Source organism: Saprospiraceae bacterium (assembly GCA_016713025.1).
Taxonomy (GTDB): Bacteria; Bacteroidota; Bacteroidia; order Chitinophagales; family Saprospiraceae; genus OLB9.
This window is the reverse complement of record JADJPZ010000004.1, coordinates 802,262-821,834: the sequence shown is the minus strand read 5'-3', so window position 1 is coordinate 821,834 and position 19,573 is coordinate 802,262. Positions and strand designations below refer to the sequence as shown.

At 36.6% G+C, this 19,573-nt stretch carries 18 protein-coding genes and 1 pseudogene; 10 read left to right on the top strand and 9 right to left on the bottom strand.

The features are described 5' to 3' along the window. The first annotated feature begins 461 nt into the window (after positions 1 to 461). From tnpA to IPK35_09810, 9 genes are all read left to right on the top strand, one after another. A complete protein-coding gene (gene tnpA, locus IPK35_09850) occupies positions 462 to 914 on the top strand; it encodes an IS200/IS605 family transposase (GenBank protein ID MBK8053553.1) in 453 nt (150 codons plus the stop codon). A gap of 491 nt (positions 915 to 1,405) precedes the next feature. Beyond that, positions 1,406 to 4,945, top strand: a complete 3,540-nt coding sequence (locus tag IPK35_09845) for a histidine kinase (protein ID MBK8053552.1) — start codon at positions 1,406 to 1,408, stop codon at positions 4,943 to 4,945. 14 nt (positions 4,946 to 4,959) lie between these two features. Further along, on the top strand, positions 4,960 to 5,727 hold the full coding sequence (locus IPK35_09840) for a response regulator transcription factor (protein MBK8053551.1): 768 nt from the start codon (positions 4,960 to 4,962) through the stop codon (positions 5,725 to 5,727). Positions 5,728 to 6,145: 418 nt separating this feature from the next. Beyond that, a complete protein-coding gene (locus tag IPK35_09835) occupies positions 6,146 to 6,571 on the top strand; it encodes a helix-turn-helix transcriptional regulator (GenBank protein MBK8053550.1) in 426 nt (141 codons plus the stop codon). Further along, entirely contained in the window at positions 6,486 to 7,793 is a 1,308-nt protein-coding gene (locus IPK35_09830) for a type II toxin-antitoxin system HipA family toxin (GenBank protein MBK8053549.1), read from the top strand. Before IPK35_09835 ends, IPK35_09830 begins: the two co-directional genes overlap by 86 nt. 168 nt (positions 7,794 to 7,961) lie before the next feature. Further along, a complete protein-coding gene (locus IPK35_09825) occupies positions 7,962 to 8,279 on the top strand; it encodes a hypothetical protein (protein MBK8053548.1) in 318 nt (105 codons plus the stop codon). 13 nt (positions 8,280 to 8,292) lie between these two features. Beyond that, entirely contained in the window at positions 8,293 to 8,655 is a 363-nt protein-coding gene (locus IPK35_09820; GenBank protein MBK8053547.1) for an HAD-IA family hydrolase, read from the top strand. Beyond that, entirely contained in the window at positions 8,652 to 9,974 is a 1,323-nt protein-coding gene (locus tag IPK35_09815; GenBank protein MBK8053546.1) for a hypothetical protein, read from the top strand. The genes IPK35_09820 and IPK35_09815 overlap by 4 nt, the downstream gene beginning before the upstream one ends. Further along, positions 9,967 to 10,737: an FAD-dependent oxidoreductase gene (locus tag IPK35_09810; protein ID MBK8053545.1), complete on the top strand. Its 771-nt coding sequence runs from the start codon at positions 9,967 to 9,969 to the stop codon at positions 10,735 to 10,737. Before IPK35_09815 ends, IPK35_09810 begins: the two co-directional genes overlap by 8 nt. A gap of 18 nt (positions 10,738 to 10,755) precedes the next feature. Here the strand turns inward: IPK35_09810 and IPK35_09805 are convergent. The 6 genes and pseudogenes from IPK35_09805 to IPK35_09780 form a co-directional block, all read right to left on the bottom strand. Continuing rightward, positions 10,756 to 10,971, bottom strand: a pseudogene (locus IPK35_09805) (SWIM zinc finger family protein). A 335-nt stretch (positions 10,972 to 11,306) separates the two neighbouring features. Beyond that, positions 11,307 to 11,513: a GNAT family N-acetyltransferase gene (locus IPK35_09800; GenBank protein ID MBK8053544.1), complete on the bottom strand. Its 207-nt coding sequence runs from the start codon at positions 11,511 to 11,513 to the stop codon at positions 11,307 to 11,309. Between the two features lie 320 nt (positions 11,514 to 11,833). After that, positions 11,834 to 12,040, bottom strand: coding sequence for a helix-turn-helix transcriptional regulator (locus tag IPK35_09795; protein MBK8053543.1), 207 nt, complete (start codon positions 12,038 to 12,040; stop codon positions 11,834 to 11,836). Between the two features lie 3 nt (positions 12,041 to 12,043). Continuing rightward, complete coding sequence (locus IPK35_09790; protein ID MBK8053542.1) at positions 12,044 to 12,580, bottom strand: DUF2975 domain-containing protein; 537 nt, start codon at positions 12,578 to 12,580, stop codon at positions 12,044 to 12,046. Positions 12,581 to 12,794: 214 nt separating this feature from the next. Further along, positions 12,795 to 14,219, bottom strand: a complete 1,425-nt coding sequence (locus IPK35_09785; protein MBK8053541.1) for an outer membrane beta-barrel protein — start codon at positions 14,217 to 14,219, stop codon at positions 12,795 to 12,797. Continuing rightward, complete coding sequence (locus IPK35_09780) at positions 14,216 to 14,818, bottom strand: RNA polymerase sigma factor (protein MBK8053540.1); 603 nt, start codon at positions 14,816 to 14,818, stop codon at positions 14,216 to 14,218. The genes IPK35_09785 and IPK35_09780 overlap by 4 nt, the downstream gene beginning before the upstream one ends. A 155-nt stretch (positions 14,819 to 14,973) precedes the next feature. On the opposite strand from IPK35_09780, the gene IPK35_09775 reads away from it, so the two are divergent. Then, the gene (locus IPK35_09775; GenBank protein MBK8053539.1) at positions 14,974 to 15,705 is read left to right on the top strand and encodes a hypothetical protein; all 732 of its coding nucleotides are present in this window, start codon (positions 14,974 to 14,976) and stop codon (positions 15,703 to 15,705) included. A gap of 330 nt (positions 15,706 to 16,035) precedes the next feature. Here IPK35_09775 and argE read toward each other — a convergent pair whose 3' ends face one another. From argE to IPK35_09760, 3 genes are read right to left on the bottom strand one after another with little or no spacing between them, the layout of a single operon-like run. Further along, positions 16,036 to 17,208 carry an acetylornithine deacetylase gene (gene argE / locus IPK35_09770; GenBank protein ID MBK8053538.1) on the bottom strand — a complete coding sequence of 391 codons (1,173 nt, stop codon included), beginning with the start codon at positions 17,206 to 17,208 and terminating at the stop codon, positions 16,036 to 16,038. Positions 17,209 to 17,238: 30 nt separating this feature from the next. Further along, the gene (gene deoC / locus IPK35_09765) at positions 17,239 to 18,264 is read right to left on the bottom strand and encodes a deoxyribose-phosphate aldolase (GenBank protein ID MBK8053537.1); all 1,026 of its coding nucleotides are present in this window, start codon (positions 18,262 to 18,264) and stop codon (positions 17,239 to 17,241) included. Next, positions 18,264 to 19,562 (bottom strand): pyrimidine-nucleoside phosphorylase, encoded by a 1,299-nt coding sequence (locus IPK35_09760; protein MBK8053536.1) that lies wholly within the window; start codon positions 19,560 to 19,562, stop codon positions 18,264 to 18,266. The genes deoC and IPK35_09760 overlap by 1 nt, the downstream gene beginning before the upstream one ends. Positions 19,563 to 19,573: the final 11 nt, after the last annotated feature.

Here is a 19,573-nt window from a genome sequence, read left to right as displayed (position 1 = left end):
TAAATAGATTTCGGTAATGATGAATTAGATTTCGGTAAAAGTGTGATGAAAATTGGTGAAAATAAAATGTAAACCTTACCCTTTTATTTAAAGATTATTTATATTTCACTAGGTGTGATGGGTGCTGCCCATCCAATGGTTTGATGGGCGCAGCCCATCCCAATAAAATATCGACCTTTCAGGCCTGATACAATATCTGAAATTGTTTTAGCCCTGAATGGGCGTCAGTTCAATAGGAATGGGCGTTGTGATGGGTGCAGCCTATCCCAATAAAATATCGACCTTTCAGGCCTGATATAATATCTGAAACTGTTTTAGCCCTGAATGGGTGTCAGTTCAATAGGAATGGGCATCGCCCTTTCCGCACAAAATTTTTTGACAATTTCATAAAATATTAATTTCAAATTTCAACATAACTTAGTTATTATGAAAAGTGTTATTTTTGGAAAATAAAATCAGATATGCCGCAATCAATTTCTAATGTAAACATCCACATAGTTTTTAGTACCAAATATAGACAGCCATTAATCCTACCGGAATATGAAACAGATATATATGGATATCTAGGGCAGACAATGAATAATTTGAATTGCCAAACTATATCTGTTGGAGGTTATTTGGATCATGTTCATTTGTTGTGTAAACTGTATCGTCCATTGTCTATGTCAAAACTTGTCGAGGAAGTCAAAAAAAGTTCTTCTAAATGGATTAAGACGCTTGATCCTAGATTAGTTGATTTTTATTGGCAAGATGGTTATGGTGTATTTTCTGTAAGTCAAAGTGGTGTACAAGGTGTGGTCAGGTATATTGAAAGACAAAAAATCCATCATAAGAAAAAAGGATTTCAAGATGAATATAGGGAAATTATGGTAGCACACAATATTGAATTTGATGAAAAATATGTTTGGGATTAAGTGTCAAATTCCTACATTATTTACAATAAATGATTTTGTTATTGATAATAATCATCCTGATAATGGGAAGGGCATTGTTACTCAAATTGATCTTATGGGTGCTGCCCATCACAATAAAATATTGACCCTTCAGGCCTGATATAACACCTGAAATTGTTTTAGCCCTGTATGGGCGATACGAATTCCTTATAGAGTATGGATTGTTCAATCTAAATGATGTTACAGGGAGAATATCTCCTTACCGATCTCTAATCGAAACCAACCATTTTCTAAGTTGATAATAGAAAAATGTAAGAATGTTGTAATTTTATACTTTTATAATCATGATATCTTTTTCAGATAATAAATTTGTTAATATCAAAACTAAAATCTTTATATTGATTTGTTTCTGGAGCTTTTCTTTACAACTGTATGGTCAAGATTTCCCTAAGTTTACTTTCACGAGAAATCACAATACTTATTCATTCCCTAATAAATCGTTGTTTCATATCATGAGAGATTCTAAAGGATTTTTCTGGGTAAGCACCTACGATGGATTATGCAGATGGGACGGCAAAAATACTAAAGTATATAGAACCAATACAAACGACTCCAATACCATCTTGTCAAATTCTGTATCAATGACTACAGAAGACAAAGAAGGTAATATTTGGATAAATCATGGTATGGGTATAAGTCTTTTGAAAAACAATACTTTTACAAACTTTGAGTACAAATACAACGATACTACTTCGAATCCTTTCGGGTATGTAAGACTTGCACCAAATGGAGAAGTATTTATTGCATCTTCAGATTTAAAGAGTTTGTATAAATTGAATCCCCAAAATGCCAAATTTGAAAATACTGGTTTAAAAGGAAACCCTGATGATGATACACATCCTAAGTTTAGCAAAGATATCATCGGACATCTTTCCGAACCACAATGGGATGGTTCAATTTATCTATATAGTATACATGGCTTATTTAAGTTCGATCCTAATACAAATAATAGGCAACGAATTGTCAAAAGTGATGCTTATGAAGTGTTGTATTTGTTTAAAGATCATCAAGGCCTTATTTGGTATGGTGAATGGAATGGAGGACTTAGCATCATAAATGAAATTACTAAAGAAAAAATCAATGTTTTCAATAACAAACGTGTTTCTCACATTACAGAATTGAAAGATCATAAAGGAAAGTACTGGATACTTTGCAGTGAATCGACTACAGGAAGTATATATATCGTTGATCCAGTGACAAAAAAATATACATCTCAAGTTCTCACCATTGATAATGAAACGAATAGTACTTTGTATCCAGGCTTTCTACTACAAGGTTATGATGGTAGCATATACATAACTTCAGCTGAAGGACTATTAGAGGCAAAGCCTCTCAGACAAGCCATTACAAATGAATATGTTTATGAAAGAGGAAAACCATTTGACATTTTTTATGATGGTTTGGTGCGATGCGGCCTACAAATGGCGAATGGTAATTCTATTTTTGGTATTTTAGGTTTTAATGGGATTAGAGTATATGATAAAAATTATAAGCTTACAAAAACCATAAAAAAATATAGTTTCCAGGGCAAACAATATGATTTGGATGTGCGAGAGATGTTAGAGATTGCTCCGAATAAAGTTGTGCTTCTTGGGGCTTCAGGTATGGCATTGTATGAAAATGATAAAATTACTCCTGTCCATTATTCTCCAAAGTCGATGGAGTTTCCTAATAATGAAATCAATGTCTTAAGAAACATGGTATCGATAAATTCAGACGAATACTGGATTAGGACAAATGAAGGTCAAATTCGAAAATACAACCTTAAAGCAAAGACCTTTTCTCCTATTCGTCTACATGCTGATCTTGATAAGAAAAAAGAACTCCCATCTTTGCTAAACCTAACAAAAGATAAAGAAGGCAATATATGGACGCTCAGTAATTTTCAAATTTTTAAATATGATAGCTTAAAAAATATATTCATCCATCAATCTCATATCAATGCAAATAATAAGAAAGTCAAGGCCATATATGACATTTTCTTTGACGACTTTGGAAATCTTTGGATCACTGGAGAAGGAGGTCTTATCTGCCACCATTTAAGTGATCAAAAAGAAATTCACTATTCTTTAGCTAATAAATTGCATACCAATATAACTAGAAAAATTACTCAAGATCATCAAAAGAATCTTTGGGTATTGACTAGCATTGGATTGACTCAAATTAATCCTAAAACAGGAATGGTAAAACATTTGACTTGTGAAGATGGACTTCCACTATCTACGACAGAGAATAGTGTGCCCTTTTTTGTTGATAGTATTAATACTTTAAATGTTGGATACACGGGTGTTATTACAAGAATTTCCATAGACCAATTCAATGTCATACCCACGATAAAACCTACGGTTGTTATTAGTGAAGTGGAAGGTAATGGTGGTAGCCTAGTCTATAAAATTAATGAAAATAGTCAAAAGACGATCGACCTAAGTTTTGAAGACTTCCCTGTAAATATATTGTTCAATATTATAGATTATACTACTAAGGCAGACCGAAAATACTTCTACCGATATACGGGAGGAGACACTACATGGATAGAATGTAATGAAGGCATTGTCCCTATCAATACCATAGAGCCGGGAGACTACACCGTTGAGGTTCGTGGCAAGGTTAATTCACTTTTTTCCAATATCGATACAGTACATTTTACTATTATAGCCAAGTGGTACCAGACAAGTACCTTCAAATATGGATCTATTTTGGGCATATTATCAATAATTTCGTTGCTGATAAGATGGCGATTTAAAACAGAAAAAGAAAAACAACGACAAGAAATCGAGATCCAACGATTGGCTGCCGAGCAATACAAAAACCAATATGAGTTATCACGCATTAGTCATTATTTTTCAAACTCACTTAAAGATATTAATAACGAAAATGATGTTTTGTGGGATGTCGCAAAAAACTTGATTGGCCAGTTAAATTATGCAGACTGCATGATTTATCTCTGGAATGATGACAGAAGCAAATTGATTCAAAAAGCAGGTTACGGACCAAAAGGATCTATAGAAGAAATCGACAAACAAGTATTTGATGTAGTACTGGGTCAGGGAGTAGTGGGTTATGTGGCAGAGACCAAAGAGAGTGTACTCATCAAAGATACTCGCTTGGATGCCAGATATAGAGTAGATGAAATGGTGCGATTGAGTGAAATCTGTGTACCCATTTTACTTGATGGAGAAGTCATAGGGATCATAGATGCAGAACACCCTGAAGTGGATCATTTTACTCAAAATGATATTCAAATTTTAAGTACGATTGCAGCAAATATTTCTGTAAAACTTACAGAATTAAAAACAAAAACTGAACTAGAATCAAATAAAAAAGAATTAGCAACAACCATCGAAGATCTTAAGGGTGCTCAACTCGACGCACTCCGCAGCCAAATGAATCCACACTTCATTTTCAATAGTCTCAATAGCATAGAAAACTTTATCCTCAAGAATGAAAAAATTATAGCATCCGAATATCTTGGTAAGTTTTCAAAACTTATTCGCAATATTTTGGACAATAGCAAATCTGAACAGATACCTATAGCCAAAGAAATCGAAACATTAAAACTCTATATTGAGCTTGAACGCCTGCGTACAGGCGATGCCTTTGATGTCCTTTATGATATACCTGATGATATCATAGAAGATAACATCAATATCCCTCCGATGCTCATGCAACCACATGTCGAGAATGCCATCCTTCACGGCATTAAACATCTCGAAGACAAACGTGGACGACTTAACATCTCCATGACCATCAACAACAACGATTATCTGGAATATACCCTCCAAGACAATGGAATAGGTCGAGCCAAATCTAAAGCACAAAAGACATACAGAAACCACGAACACAAAAGCTATGGCATAGACATCACACAAAACCGAATCGACCTATATAATCAGAGAAACAATATAGAAATCACTTTTTTTGTAGAAGATTTGTATGATAGCAATCTTATCGCCTGTGGTACAAAGGTTGTTGTACTAATTCCCATCATTTAAAAAATATTCAAATCATGACCAAAGCAATAATTATTGATGATGAGATGCACTGCATAGAAACACTTACAGAAAAAATCAAACTTTATTGTCCTTCTATCGAAGTGGTACAATCTTTCATCAAGCCTCAATTAGCACTCGACTATTTTGAAAAGGAGACCACAGATATCCTGTTTTTGGATATTGAGATGCCTGTCATCAATGGTTTTACATTTTTGGAACGACTAAAAACAATTGATTTTAAGATTGTATTTACTACAGCTTTTGACCAATTCGCTATCAAGGCAATCAAATTTAGTGCTTTTGATTATCTCCTAAAACCCATATCTAAAGACGATCTAATGGACGTCTCTAGTCGTCTTCAAAAAGTAGAACCCAGTCAACAATTTGGTAATCAATTGAATGTCCTACTCCAACAGATCAATCAGTCAAATATAGATCAAATAAAGATTACAGTAAATACACACGAGGGTATGATTTTTCCTTATGTAAAAGATATAATTAGAGTCGAAAGCTCGAGTAATTATTCTACCATCTATCTTGAAGGTGGTAAAAAAATATTAGTCTCCAAAACTCTAAAGGAATATGATGAATTGTTGACACCTTATAAATTTTTAAGGATTCACAATTCTCATCTGATAAACATCAATAAAATAGTTAAATTCATCAAAGCCGACGGTGGATTTTTGGAGTTAACAAATGGAGACAAAATAGAGATCTCTCGTAGAAAAAAAGATGAAATAATGACAGCAATTGAAGGGTTTTTTCCAGGAATGATGAAGTGAAAAAGATGTACAGAGTTAATAGCTTTTATCCCTGAACCAGAATTTTAAAGTCTTCATAAACAAATAATCAAATATTGACTATTATATCGATCATTTCTACCTACTTTTGTGGTTAGACCCTAAAAAATATTTTCTCAATGTGTGGGAATGTGCTTTTTTTTATTTACCAGTAGGTATCTCCGATATTAAGGTATGGTTAAGTTGTGGTGAGTTGATGTTTTTGCGGAATAAAGAACTTAATGGAATAATACTATTTGCAAATCAATGAATGCTAAATCATTCACAAAATACATTTACAATACATTATGAATGAGATATCATACAGAATGTAGATATATTTGAATAATACTTGCCTAATTCATAAATACACCCTATTTTTGTATTGTATTTCATTCACTAATATCATTTATTGTATTTTATGACTGGTTTATCATACACAAATTGGGACTCCATGAGTGATCATGCTTTGGCAGAGCATATTGGTGTATTTATCAGACACCATCGCATGGAGCAAAACAAAACACAAGATACATTGGCTAAAGCTGCAGGGATTAGCCGCTCTACATTAAGTTTATTGGAGCGTGGTGAAACGGTCACTTTGGCTACTTTTATTCAAGTGTTGAGAGTATTGGATTTATTGCATGTAATGGAAATTTTTACAGTGTCACAAACCATTAGTCCACTAGCTTTGGCAAAAATGGAACAAACTAAACGCAAAAGAGCTAGTGGCAAATCAGATGAAAAAGATATAAAGTGGAATTATGAATACGGCATTCGTGAAAATATGGGGAGAACTTGTAGGAGCTGTTTCCTGGGACGAGAAGAAAGGTTTTGCAAGTTTTGAGTTTGATTCTAAATTTAAAAAACTCCAATGGGATTTAGCTCCCTTAAAGCTTCCTATTGCATCTGCAAATAGAATATTTACATTCCCTGAACTACGTAGAAACAAAAATGCAGACTACGATACTTTCAAAGGAATGCCCGGCTTATTAGCTGATGTACTACCCGACAAATATGGAAATCAGTTGATCAATATTTGGTTAGCCCAACAAGGACGTCCACAAGACAGCATGAACCCTGTAGAAATGTTGTGCTTCATAGGAAATAGAGGCATGGGCGCACTAGAGTTTGAACCTGCTACGATGAGCGATAGTAAAAAGGCATTTTCTATTGAGATAAATAGTCTCGTGGACATCGCCCAAAAAATGCTTACCAAAAGAGAATCTTTTACTACAAATCTCAAAAAGGATGAAGAAAAAGCAGTATTGGAGATTTTGAAAATAGGCACATCAGCTGGTGGTGCTCGCCCAAAAGCAGTCATCGCGTATAATGAAAAAACGGGGGAAGTGAAGTCAGGTCAAACAATTGCGCCAAATGGATTTGAACATTGGTTGATAAAATTGGACAACGTCAGCGATGTCCAACTAGGAAAAAGTAAAGGATATGGTAGAGTGGAAATGGCTTATTACAATATGGCTGTAGCTTGTGGAATAGATATGATGCCATCTCGACTATTAAAAGAAAATGGTAGGGCTCATTTTATGACCAAACGATTTGACCGTGAAGGTGGTGCGACCAAGCATCATATTCAGACATTTTGTGCCCTTAAACATTTTGATTTCAACATGGTGAATAGTTTTAGTTATGAACAGTTATTCCAAACTATGAGGGAGCTAAAATTGACTTACCAAGACATGGAGCAAATGTATAGACGAATGATTTTTAATGTCATAGCTCGAAATTGTGACGACCACACCAAAAATTTTGCTTTCAGATTAAAAAAAGATGAAAAATGGGAATTAACACCTGCATACGATATCTGCCATGCTTACCGCCCTGGAAGCGAATGGGTGAGTCAACATGCTTTGAGCATCAACAACAAAAGAAATAATATTTCGAAAGATGACCTAATGGCCGTAGGGGAATCCATCAAATGTAAAAAATCAAAGAGCATCATCTCTGAAATATACCACACCATCTCTCAATGGCCTAAATTTGCAGCAGATGTACAGGTCAGCACGGAACTAACTGAAAGTATTGCAAAAACTTTGTTGAGTATAAAGTGAAGTATATTGATTAGTGTATTTCTGATTTATATACACCTAAGAAAATCAATACTTTTCATCACGCCATCACCTTCCCTTAATGTAAATATAACAAATACATAACCTGAGATCACATCATTAGCTCATCACAAAATATCAAATTTGTGGCTTATAACCAAATAAACCTTTGTGATGATAAAAATGGTCGTTTTTGATATGGCTGGTACTACGATCGACGAAGATAATATGGTCTATAAATGTGTGACCAAAGCGTTTGTCGATCATAAGATAGTTGTAGAACTGGAGACTGTTCTGATGCATGGTGCCGGTAAGGAAAAATTGGATGCCATCAAAACTGTATATGCCGAAGTTTTAAACGAAATACCTGATGAAGCTATAGCTCAGGAAATCTACCAATCATTTACTACACTGCTCGAAGAAGCATATAGTACCATACAGATGAAACTGTTTGAAGGGGTTAAAGCGCTCTTGTATTTTTTTGCATAAAAGAGACATTAAGGTGGTATTCAATACAGGATATACGCATGCTGTTGCTTCTGATATCCTGCAAAAGGTAAATATCATTCCTGGCCGGGATATCGATTTATTGGTTACTGCAGATATGGTCGCCCACAGCAGACCTGCACCGGATATGATACATTATGCATTACATCAATATCAAATCAAACCATGGGAATGTATCAAAGTAGGAGATTCTGTAGTCGATATAGAAGAAGGTAAAAACGCTAAAGTGAAATACAGTATAGGCATCACTACAGGGGCACAGTCTGCAGCTATTTTAAGTACAGCGACACCGGATTATATCATTCATCATTTGAGGGAGCTGATAGAAATCATTGATTTCGTAAACAATACTTTGTGAAAATTAGGACGTACCTGCACCATCAGATGTCAGCTCATCCGGTTTTTTTAACACTATGGGCAAGTATGGCTGCATTTGGAGCTTACTTCTGTATGTATATGTATCGAAAACCATATGCTGCTGCTCTATTTGAAGGGCAAATGCTCTTTGGACTGGATTATAAGATTGTGTTAATCGTCTCACAAGTGGCCGGTTATGCGTGTTCCAAGTTTTTAGGTATCCGCATTATCTCATCCATGAAGCCTGATAGCCGAGCAAATTATTACATCGGGTTGATTGGCTTAGCTTTGACGGGTTTGAGTCTATTTTACTTTAGTAGTCCGGTATGGAGTATGTTGTGGTTATTTATCAATGGTCTGGCATTAGGATTGATTTGGGGAGTAGTTTTTCAATACTTAGAAGGACGTAGCATTACTGAGTTGCTGACTGTAATTCTGAGCGCCAATTTTATCTTTACATCAGGAGTGGCCAAAACGCTAGGACAATATTGGGTTAAGTCTGGTATTTCTGAAAAAATGATGCCCATGATGATTGGTTGCATTTTTGTGCCATTGACATTGCTGTTTGTATGGATGCTGACTATGATACCGGCTCAAAACAAATCGGATATGGAGCAACGCGTACAAAGACTTCCAATGTCTCCATTGGAAAGAAGAACGATTATTAAAAACTTTGGCGGTGTGTTGGTACTCTTTATCTTGGGATATATCATTCTGACTATGATCAGAGATGTCAGGGATAATTTTGGGGTAGAAATATGGAAAGGACTAGGTTATGGAGATGATGCATCAGTCTATACCACATCAGAAATTCCTGCTACTGTGCTGCTACTTATACTTTTGGGTGCACTTTACAGAATTAAAGACAACAAAAAAGCTTTGCTGCTCAATCTCTGGTTGACAATTGCTGGTTTGGTCCTTTTGGTTTTGGCGACACTGGCATTTTACACGGGAAATCTGAGTGGTATGTTGTGGATGATGATTACAGGTGTGGGTTTATTTGTACCCTATATATTGTACAATGGTATCCTTTTTGACAGATTGATCGGGGCATTCAGGATCACTGCAAACGTAGGATTTTTTATATACATCGTGGATGCATTTGGCTATCTGAGTAGTGTGGGGATTCTTTTGTACAAAAATTTTGGTAATCAAAGCATTTCCTGGCTACAGTTCTATACTGTATTGTGTGTTGTAGCTGGCATCATAGGTGTCATGATTATGATTCTCACGCATATCTGGATAGTTGCATTACTTCATAAATCGGATCATGGAAAAAGTATGGTATCAGATATAAATCTTCAGCAAAAATATGTTTAAGCACGACCTTATCGTTATCGGTGGTGGCATACTTGGCTTGTCTCACGCTTACCACGCACTTAAAAAAGGCCTAAAAGTATTGATGATTGAAAAAAACTATCAGGCTATGGGAGCCAGTATTCTTAATTTTGGTCAGGTAGTGCCGTCAGGGTTTGGTGTGGAGTGGCAAAAATATGGTATTGCTTCTACAAAACATTATCTGGACATAGCTGCAAATACTGATATCTTCGTGCGAAAGGAAGGTAGTATTTATATAGCTTCTGACGAAGATGAAATGACACTCATAGAAGAGCTGCACCATATCAATACGGCAAACGCATATCCATCTCAGCTGATCACCGCGCAACAGTGTAAAGAAAAATATCCTATGCTCAAAGATAGTTATGTCAAAGGAGCACTATTTTTTCCTGATGAAATCAATGCAGACAGTAGGAAAACCATACCCGCTATCACTAACTACCTGGTCCAAGGACTTGGACTTAAGCTGATCTTCGGAAAACGTATAGTAGATATTTATGAAACTGAAAATGAAGCCATAGTTTTTGATACCGCAGGTGATAAATGGGTCGGTGGGGGTCAACTCTTCCACACCAGCTTCTACGGACATCATATGATCATCGGCTCGCTTTTGTTTGGATTTTTCGGATTTGGCAATGTCTTCTTCGGATTGTTCTTTTGGTTCGGAGGGCTTTTCAGCTTTGGCTACCCTTTTGTCCATCCATTCTGCTACCCAAGATGGTTCGGTGCCAGCTGTTACTGCTGACGGATCATTGGCCCACAAAAGCATGAGTCCGATACCATGTTTGCAAGGAAATTTGCGGGATGGACAACTACATTTGAAGGCAATATTGTGGATATCTACTTGGGTCTGATATGGCTTCGATCCACTTCCTTTGATCTCTCCCCATAGTGATCTTTCGGTAAAACTAGCAGTAAGCCACTGATTTTTGCCAGACAATGCCTTGCCAGCCTTGAGCGATGCGTCGTCAGGTGCGATAGATTAAATTTGTGATTCTGTAAATTTCACAATGGTTAGTTTCTTGCTGTAAAAGTAAAACAAAATTATCTACTTTTAAAACCAACACATCCATTTTCTGCCAACTGAAGTGTATTTAATCTGTACACCTATTTTTTGTGCCTAAAAAGCTCTAATTTATTGTATTTGATTAGAGGATGTTTAAACTTTTATCATTTGGCTCTAAGTGGAGAATTTTATTTTGTTCGGCAGTATATTTTTCGTCGTATCATGTCAAGTTATGCTTAATCTTTCGGGACGTTTCTTTTCCGATCAAGACATTTTTTTTATTTTTTTTATATAGAAATTTTCAAAACTTACAAATCCTTAATAAAACAAACTACCCTATTTACTTCACTGAATCCTGCTTTTTTGTAAAATGCGATACTCTCTACATTTTCTACTTCAGTATCAGAGGCAATTTGTGATATTCCGGATGACTTTGCCCAGGTTTCACCATTTTTCAAAAGCTCCGTGGCAAAGCTGCTATGTCTCCATTTTTGTTTAACAAATAATGCTTCAATATAGGCAGTATCTTCCCTACTCGCCCCTTCTACATAATCATTCTAATGGACAAATGGATGAAGCCAATATAAGCATTATTATATTTAGCAAGAAGGCAAATTTGATTTGAAGACATCAATACTGATTTCCAATTTTGTAACTCTTCTTCAAAATCACATTCTGGCCATAGCTCTATGGATAAATGGGTTAAGTCATTTAAGTTGATCAATGAGATTGGTTCAACTGTCATGATAATTAGGGTTAAGATTCAACATCATCTTTATGTTTATTGAATAATTCATTACTATTTCAATAATTAGATATGCCATAAAGCAAACCGTCATTCACTCCTATACTCCAATATATCTCCCGGCTGACAATCCAATGCCCGACAAATGGCTTCAAGTGTGCTAAATCTTATGGCCTTGGCTTTTCCTGTTTTCAGGATCGAAAGATTAGAAAGTGTTAAATCCACTTTTTCCGATAGCTCGTTGAGCGACATTTTCCGCTTAGCCATCATAACATCAACATTTACTATTATGGGCATGGTTTATACTGTTAAATCGTTTTCGTTCTGAATTTCTATCCCTTTGTTAAATATCTGCGATATGACGAAGACAATGGCCGCCATCATCAGAAATGCTGCTACATTATCCCAATATTCTTCAATCAGGCTCACTTTATATCCTGACTCAATGAGTCTAGCGGTGTATTTGTGTGCCACAATGCTAACGATAGCAATAGCGAAGGCTTCATAACTTATCTTTTCTATCAGTTTGGCTATTTCTATGCTAAAGGGCTTTACCAGGTTGAGTTTCGTAAACATCTTAACCACAAGATAGAACAAGTATGCTTTCAGCAATGACAGCACAATGGCAAAACTCATAATACCCACATAATGGTTAAACTGGTTTTGATACATATCTGCAAGGTCGAGACCTTTATACACATTGTGGGTGGCAATGGGCTTGAAAAGCGTATAAACAAAATTGAAAAGCAACGCTCCGGCCTCTATACATAGTCCGATAAAAATTATCCAGGACAATACATTTAATACATCTAAAACTAAATCATTTTTCTTTGACATTACAATTAAATTTTAATTACAATGCAAAGATAATATATATTTATTGTTTATCAATATATTTTTACTAATATTTTTAAAATATTTTTTCTTTTTCCGTGAAATATTAAATAAATTCAGGATTGTAGTTATCAGAAAAAGGATATTACAGGGGTAAAAAATCATTAATTGATTCGAGTAGAATCATGCTTACTACAGATAACCTATCACTCTTTTGTCAAAACTTCCTGCTAAAATATACCCTAATCTCAGGCTTGGGTTCATTACCGGGATGGTGTTTGTTTTCACCATCAGGTTCTGTACGGATCAGACCAGAAGCCTGAAAACTATACCGACCAAAAGCAGCAGAAAATCCGAGCTCAGCACTAGGTGAAAGAAGTCTATGAAAGGCCTGGTCGGCACTTCTGATGTAGGTTTTTTCAATAGCATCACCTGTACCTGAGGGAGATAGTGTATAAGATACCTGCTGGATATTCAGCGACTGGTACCTGATACCAACTCCTGCAAATGTGGAGTACCTTTTCCAAATCGGCTGATAATAGCGCGCTGCCAGCGGCACACTTATATAGTTTTCCTTGATTCGGATGTTAAACAGATCAGGTTTAAAAACGACGCTGTAAGTATTGTAAAAATCCAGACCTGTCTTATTTATATATACGACAGGATTATTATATGACCTCCCTCCCTTCATCACGTAATCAATTCCTGAGATAACTGTCCATCTTTTATTCAGATGATACTCAGCAAATAATCCTGCTGCGTAATTCGGGACATCACCTATAACACCTGTAATTCCAATTGCCCACTTTTGGTTTTTGGACGAAGGTCTGATTTGTATAGTTGGAAAGTCAAATCCTCTCTCGGGAAAATGCAACATCAGTGGTTTGGCTGATAATAAGGTTATATCCTTTACAAGGACTTTGACATCTTCCTGTTCACGAGTATCTTCCTGACCGTTTTCACCCTTGTGTTTAGGATTTTCAATACTAACGAAACTATCAGGGACATCAATGGCATTTTTTTCTCCCTTTTTGTAACTGGGATTGGATTCAGAATGATGCAAATTTATGTGGTTAATCTGTTCATTTTGCTGTGTCAGCTCTTGAGTATCTATTTCTGTTTTTAGAACATTCCGGCTGGTGAAAACTTCATTATTCCCCTCCCTTTCATTGAAGTAATTATGTATAAATCCGATCTTTTCACGGATAGAAGATTGTAATGAAGTTTTGGCAGTGGTTGGAGCTTTTTTTATGGACTTTTCGAGATGATTTATACCGTTGTCCGTTGGTTGGATTTCATGTTTTGATGCTTCATTTCGATTTGCTGACAAGTTTGAAGAGTGACCCTCATTTTTTGATAGTAATGGTTGTGTAATTTTTTTAGTAATAACTTTGACATCATTCAATGGATCATTTTTAGTAAAATGTCCAGATTTTTGAATAATAAAATATCCTCCTACCACTAAGGCTGCCATAAGACTCAATGAAAATATCTTAAATAAATTCTTCTGGTACCATCTGACGGTTACTGGCTTATGATTGATGACATTCAATACATTTTGAACTTCAATAGCAGTGATAGCATCCTCCTTAATAGAGAGTAACTTATTTTTAACGGATTTGTCAAAGTCTTCTTTTCTCATTTTGCCCTTAAGATTTTAAGTTTGTGATAATGATGACCATATCTTTTGTAAACCAATTGTTGAAGTTTTGTACGAGCGTCTCTCAGGTTAGATTTTGATGTGCCTTCCTGTATTCCGAGCATATCAGCTATTTCTCTGTGATTGTATCCTTCTACGACATAAAGTGTGAAGACCATACGATAGACGGGTGTTAATTCCTGAATCACCGATAGAAGTTCCTCAGCAGCCATTTCGTCTATGACGTTTGTTTGATAATCCAGTTCAAACTCATGTACATCGTCAATGGATGACATCAAAGAAAACGATTTATTTTTGCGATAATGGTCAATACAACTATTGATAAAAATAGCCCTAAGCCATGATTTGAATGATCTTGAACTATCAAATTTTAAAAGATTGGTGAATACCCTTACAAAACCATCATTGACCATTTCTTCAACATCCAAAGTGTTTTGAGAATAAAGAATACAAATAGATTTGCCATACGGCAGATATTGTTCTACCAATGTTTGTTGAGCTTGTCTCTCTTTTCTCAGACAAGCAGCAATGATACTATTGATATCATTGGGGTCAAAACTATTTTTTTTATTAAGGAACAATCAACTTATGGGTTTTGATATTAGTTAATTATACGAAGATAACTTCAAAATGGTGTGGTACTTCAATATATTTTTTTCCACACCACACCATTTCCATTGATGATGCGTATTGTTGTGGTATTCAATTTTCATTACAAATTTTAAAATTTATATCCATGTTAAAAAGATTTTTAATAGCACTTAGCGCTGCATTTTTCATCTTAGCCTATACCAACTCGAATGCACAAGTTACAGAAAATGTAAATGTGAGCAGTGATACTACCAAAACACTTTTTTCCAATTTCAAAATCAACACGCTCGGACTTTACATAGCTCCGGAAGTACAATACGGTCAATTGGCAGGAGAATTCACAGGAATGAGAGGAGGCTCATTGATGGCTATCATCAATAAGAAGTTTGCATTAGGAGCCACTATGATCACCAATCAAAGAAATTTCACCCCCACAGATATCAATGTAAATCAAGCCCTGCGACTCCAATATCGGAGTATAGGGGCAAGAGCTGAATATTCTTTTACTCCTCACAAATTGGTTCATATTTCTATTCCTCTTACATCGGGGTATGGTAATGCATCTGTAGATTCGATAAATGCAACTATACACTATGGTGATGGTAGTAGGTTTGGACATGATGATAAAAGAATTGGGTATCGTAAGCATAGTATAAATTCAACTCGTTTTGCATTTGTCCAACCCGCAATTCATTTGGACCTGAACCTCTTCAGATACGGAAAGCTTTTTGTCGGAGCTGGATACAGAATCAATATTCATAATGCTGATAGCAATACTTCTGTAGTCAATCTGACCAATACCCAACTGAGTGGTCTGACCATCCAGACAGGCGTGAAGCTTGGTTTATTCGGATTAAATATCAGGAAGACGCAATAAGGCAAATAGAGTAAATATGAAATAAACAGGGCATAAGGTTGATTTCCTTTAGCCTTTTTACCTTGTTTTTTTTATTTAAAAAGTGGTGTTTAGCTCTTCGATTAAGAATATGTTTAAAATTTTCCTTAGTTGTAAATCAATAGATTATGGTTCGTACAATAAAAAAATCAACGCATTTATCCTACCTGACAACTATGATAATAGGCTGGCAGGTGATTTAAATAAGGCGATTATTTTGAAGTCAGGTTCATAATACATTGATTTTGGAGCGATAAAAATTTAAGCATACCCTAAGTCAAATGCTATTATAATGGGATATAGTTGACCAAATCATTTACTGAATTCTTGCGCCAGGTTTTCCAGCATGTGAAGACATTTTTCAAGTTGATCTATAGCAATAAACTCATCTGCGCGATGGGCTTGAGCTATATCACCTGGTCCACAGATGACCGTTTCAAATCCTTCATTACTAAATTGTCCCGCTTCTGCAGCATAAGCCACTGTTTGCAGCTCATGATTGTCTGTGATTTTTTCTATTAAGTTGACTACCGATGCTTCATTAGGGGTTCCCAAAGGTGGGACAGGCGGATGGTCTTCATTAGTATGAATAGCAAATCCCTGAAACTTAGGTCTTAACTCTTCTTCCACTGATCTGCAATATTCTGCAAACTCCTGAATGACATCATACACATTATGCCCGGGTATCACTCTGACATCCCAGTAAAAAGTACATCTATCGGCTATGACATTGGGAGCTATTCCACCATATATTTTACCTACATGGATGGAAGTGTGTGGTGGATTAAATCTATTGTCTGTAATATTACCATGAGCATACTGATCCATTTTGTTTTCAAGCCATTGGATCAATCGTGCACATACATGAATGGCGCTCACTTCACTTCTGATCCGGCTGGAATGTCCCGCAGAGCCGTTTACTGTAGTTTCAAGGACACATATGCCTTTTTGCCCTACTACAGGTTGCATCATCGAAGGTTCGCCTATGATAGCATAAGCAGGTTTTTCTTTGTATATTTTATGTACCGCTGCAGCCAGTTCTTCGCCGGCAAGGCATCCGATCTCTTCATCATATGAAAAAGCAAAATAGATGGGTTTTTTTAATCCTGAATTTTTAAATAAATCAATTGAAGCAAGACAACAAGACAAAAAACCTTTCATATCACACGACCCGCGGCCATACAATTTATCTTCCTTTTTTGTAAGATGAAATGGTCTTGTAGTCCATGCCTGTCCGGCCACAGGGACCACATCGGTATGGCCTGACAGGATAACTCCGCCATCCGCTGCAGGTCCGATCCTGCATAAGAGCGATGTTTTTGTGAGTTCTTTATTGGGCACCAAGTGGTATTCTATTCCTTTTTCAAGCAGAATAGCCATGATATAATCTATGATTTCAAGATTGGATTGTCCTCCTAATATTTGAAAACCGACCAGATCCTTTAATATCTTAGTGCAGTGAGTCAGGGATTTTTTTGTTGGCATGGTTGAGTTTTTGTAAATAATTTTAGCTTGTCAGGCCATAGGATGTCTGTAAGAAGCTGAATATCTGCCTGTAACAAAATGTTCCAGCTGTCTTTCAATGTCGCCCAAAAGGCTGCTGGCACCAAATCTGAATAATTCAGGTTCAAGCCATTCGTTGCCTAATTCTTCCTTCATCAAGATGAGATAATTGAGTGCGTCCTTTGCCTTCGCTATGCCTCCTGCAGGTTTGTAGCCTACTTTGAAACCTGTAAGTGCAAGATACTCCCTAATCGCTCTTATCATGACAAGACTGACAGGTAATGTAGCATTGACTGACTCCTTACCTGTGCTGGTCTTGATAAAATCTGATCCTGCCATCATAGCCACCATACTTGCTTTGGCCACCTTGGTCAGTGTAGGGATTTCTCCCGTGGCAAGTATCGTTTTCATATGCGCATGACCGCATGCTTTTCTGAATGCGGCAATTTCATCGTACAATCCTTTCCAATCTGATTGCAATACCAGAGCCCTGCTGATCACGATGTCTATCTCTGATGCACCTGCTGCAACTGACATCTGAATTTCCTTTAGCTTTTGTTCCATTGATATCTGACCAGCCGGAAAGCCGGTGGATACGGCCGCTATAGGTATATTGCTTCCTTTTAAGGCATCAACTGCATATGGTATCAAATTGTGATACACACAGACCGCTCCGGTGGTGATGTTGGCATCCTGCATACCCATTGCCTCCAAAAGGTCTTTTCGCACAGGGTTTTTGGCTTTAGCACACAGTCTCAGTACATTTCCTCTGGTGTCATCGCCTGCCAATGTCGTCAGATCCATACAGGAAATAGCTTTCAAAAGCCATGCTGCCTGCCATTCTTTTTTGACAGTTCTTCGTGTACCTATGGTAGCGGCCCTTCGCTCTACGGCACTTTTGTTGATATTGATATGCTCAATAAGCGATGCATCAAATGGAATGCCATCGTTGCGCATGATATGAATTTTTGTCTTAGACTCTATGATAATCTTTTTTTCTTTAGATTTGACTGTCATCATTTCATTTTTTATGGTCATTAAGCTATTATGCTTCTTATCAATGGCGTTTCACCAGGTTTTACAGTGCTAAAGGTATAAGCCTTTTGCATATGTTCCAAGGCGTTTATAAATAATTTTTCATCATTACAATGTAAAACTGCGAGTACATCACCTTCAGTTATTTTATCGCCCACTTTTTTTAATAATTCTATTCCTGCACTATGATCTATCTCACTTTCTTTAGTTTCCCTTCCGGCTCCAAGATTTACCGAAGCCAAACCAATTTCCATGGCATTAAGGTGTTTGACAAATCCATTGAAAGTAGCCCTGAACTCAGATTTATATTTTGATTTTTTGAAATGATCTGTGTGAAGGATATATTGAACATTGCCGCCTTGGATTTCGACCAGTTCTACAAATTTTTCAAAGGCCTTTCCATTTTCCAACAATGCTCTGAGTTGTTTTTTTGCATAAGCCGCGCTATCAGCTTTTTCACCTAACACCATCATCTGTGCCCCAAGTTCGAGGCACAATTCTGTCAGATCAGCAGGTCCCTGTCCTTTCAAAGTTTTTATAGCTTCAATCACTTCTAAGGAATTGCCAATAGCATACCCAAGGGGTTCTTCCATGTCAGTCACCACTGCAACAAGTTTTCTGCCCATATTTTTTGCTGTAGAAAGCATTATTTCAGCCAGTTTGCTGGCATCTTCAATGGTTTTTATGAAAGCCCCATCACCAATCTTTAGATCTATTACAATTCCGTCAGCACCACAAGCCAGTTTTTTACTCATGACACTGGAAGCGATTAGGGAAATATTGTCCACCGTCCCTGTCACGTCCCTCAAAGCGTATAATTTTTTATCAGCCGGAACTAATCTCGAATTCTGGCTACAGATAGCAATACCATGTTTTTTGACAAGGTCGCAAAAATGTTTAGCTGTCATATCCACATTAAAACCCGGAATTGACTCCAGTTTATCTAATGTGCCTCCTGTATGCCCCAATCCCCTTCCTGACATTTTTGCTATTGGCACACCTGCTGCAGCCACCAAAGGAGCCAGTACTAAAGTTGTCTTGTCTCCAACACCGCCTGTACTGTGTTTATCAATTTTGATTCCCGGAATCGAAGATAGATCTATTAAATCACCGGAACGCATCATGGCATCAGTCAAATAAGCAGTCTCCTGATCATTAAGACCTCTGAAATATACTGCCATCAACCATGCAGCCACTTGATAATCCGGAATATGCCCCAAAACAAAACCCTCAACGATCTCCTTTATTTCGTCAGAACTGAGCACTTCCCCGTTCCTCTTCTTTTTAATTAAATCCAGCAATGTGTTATTAT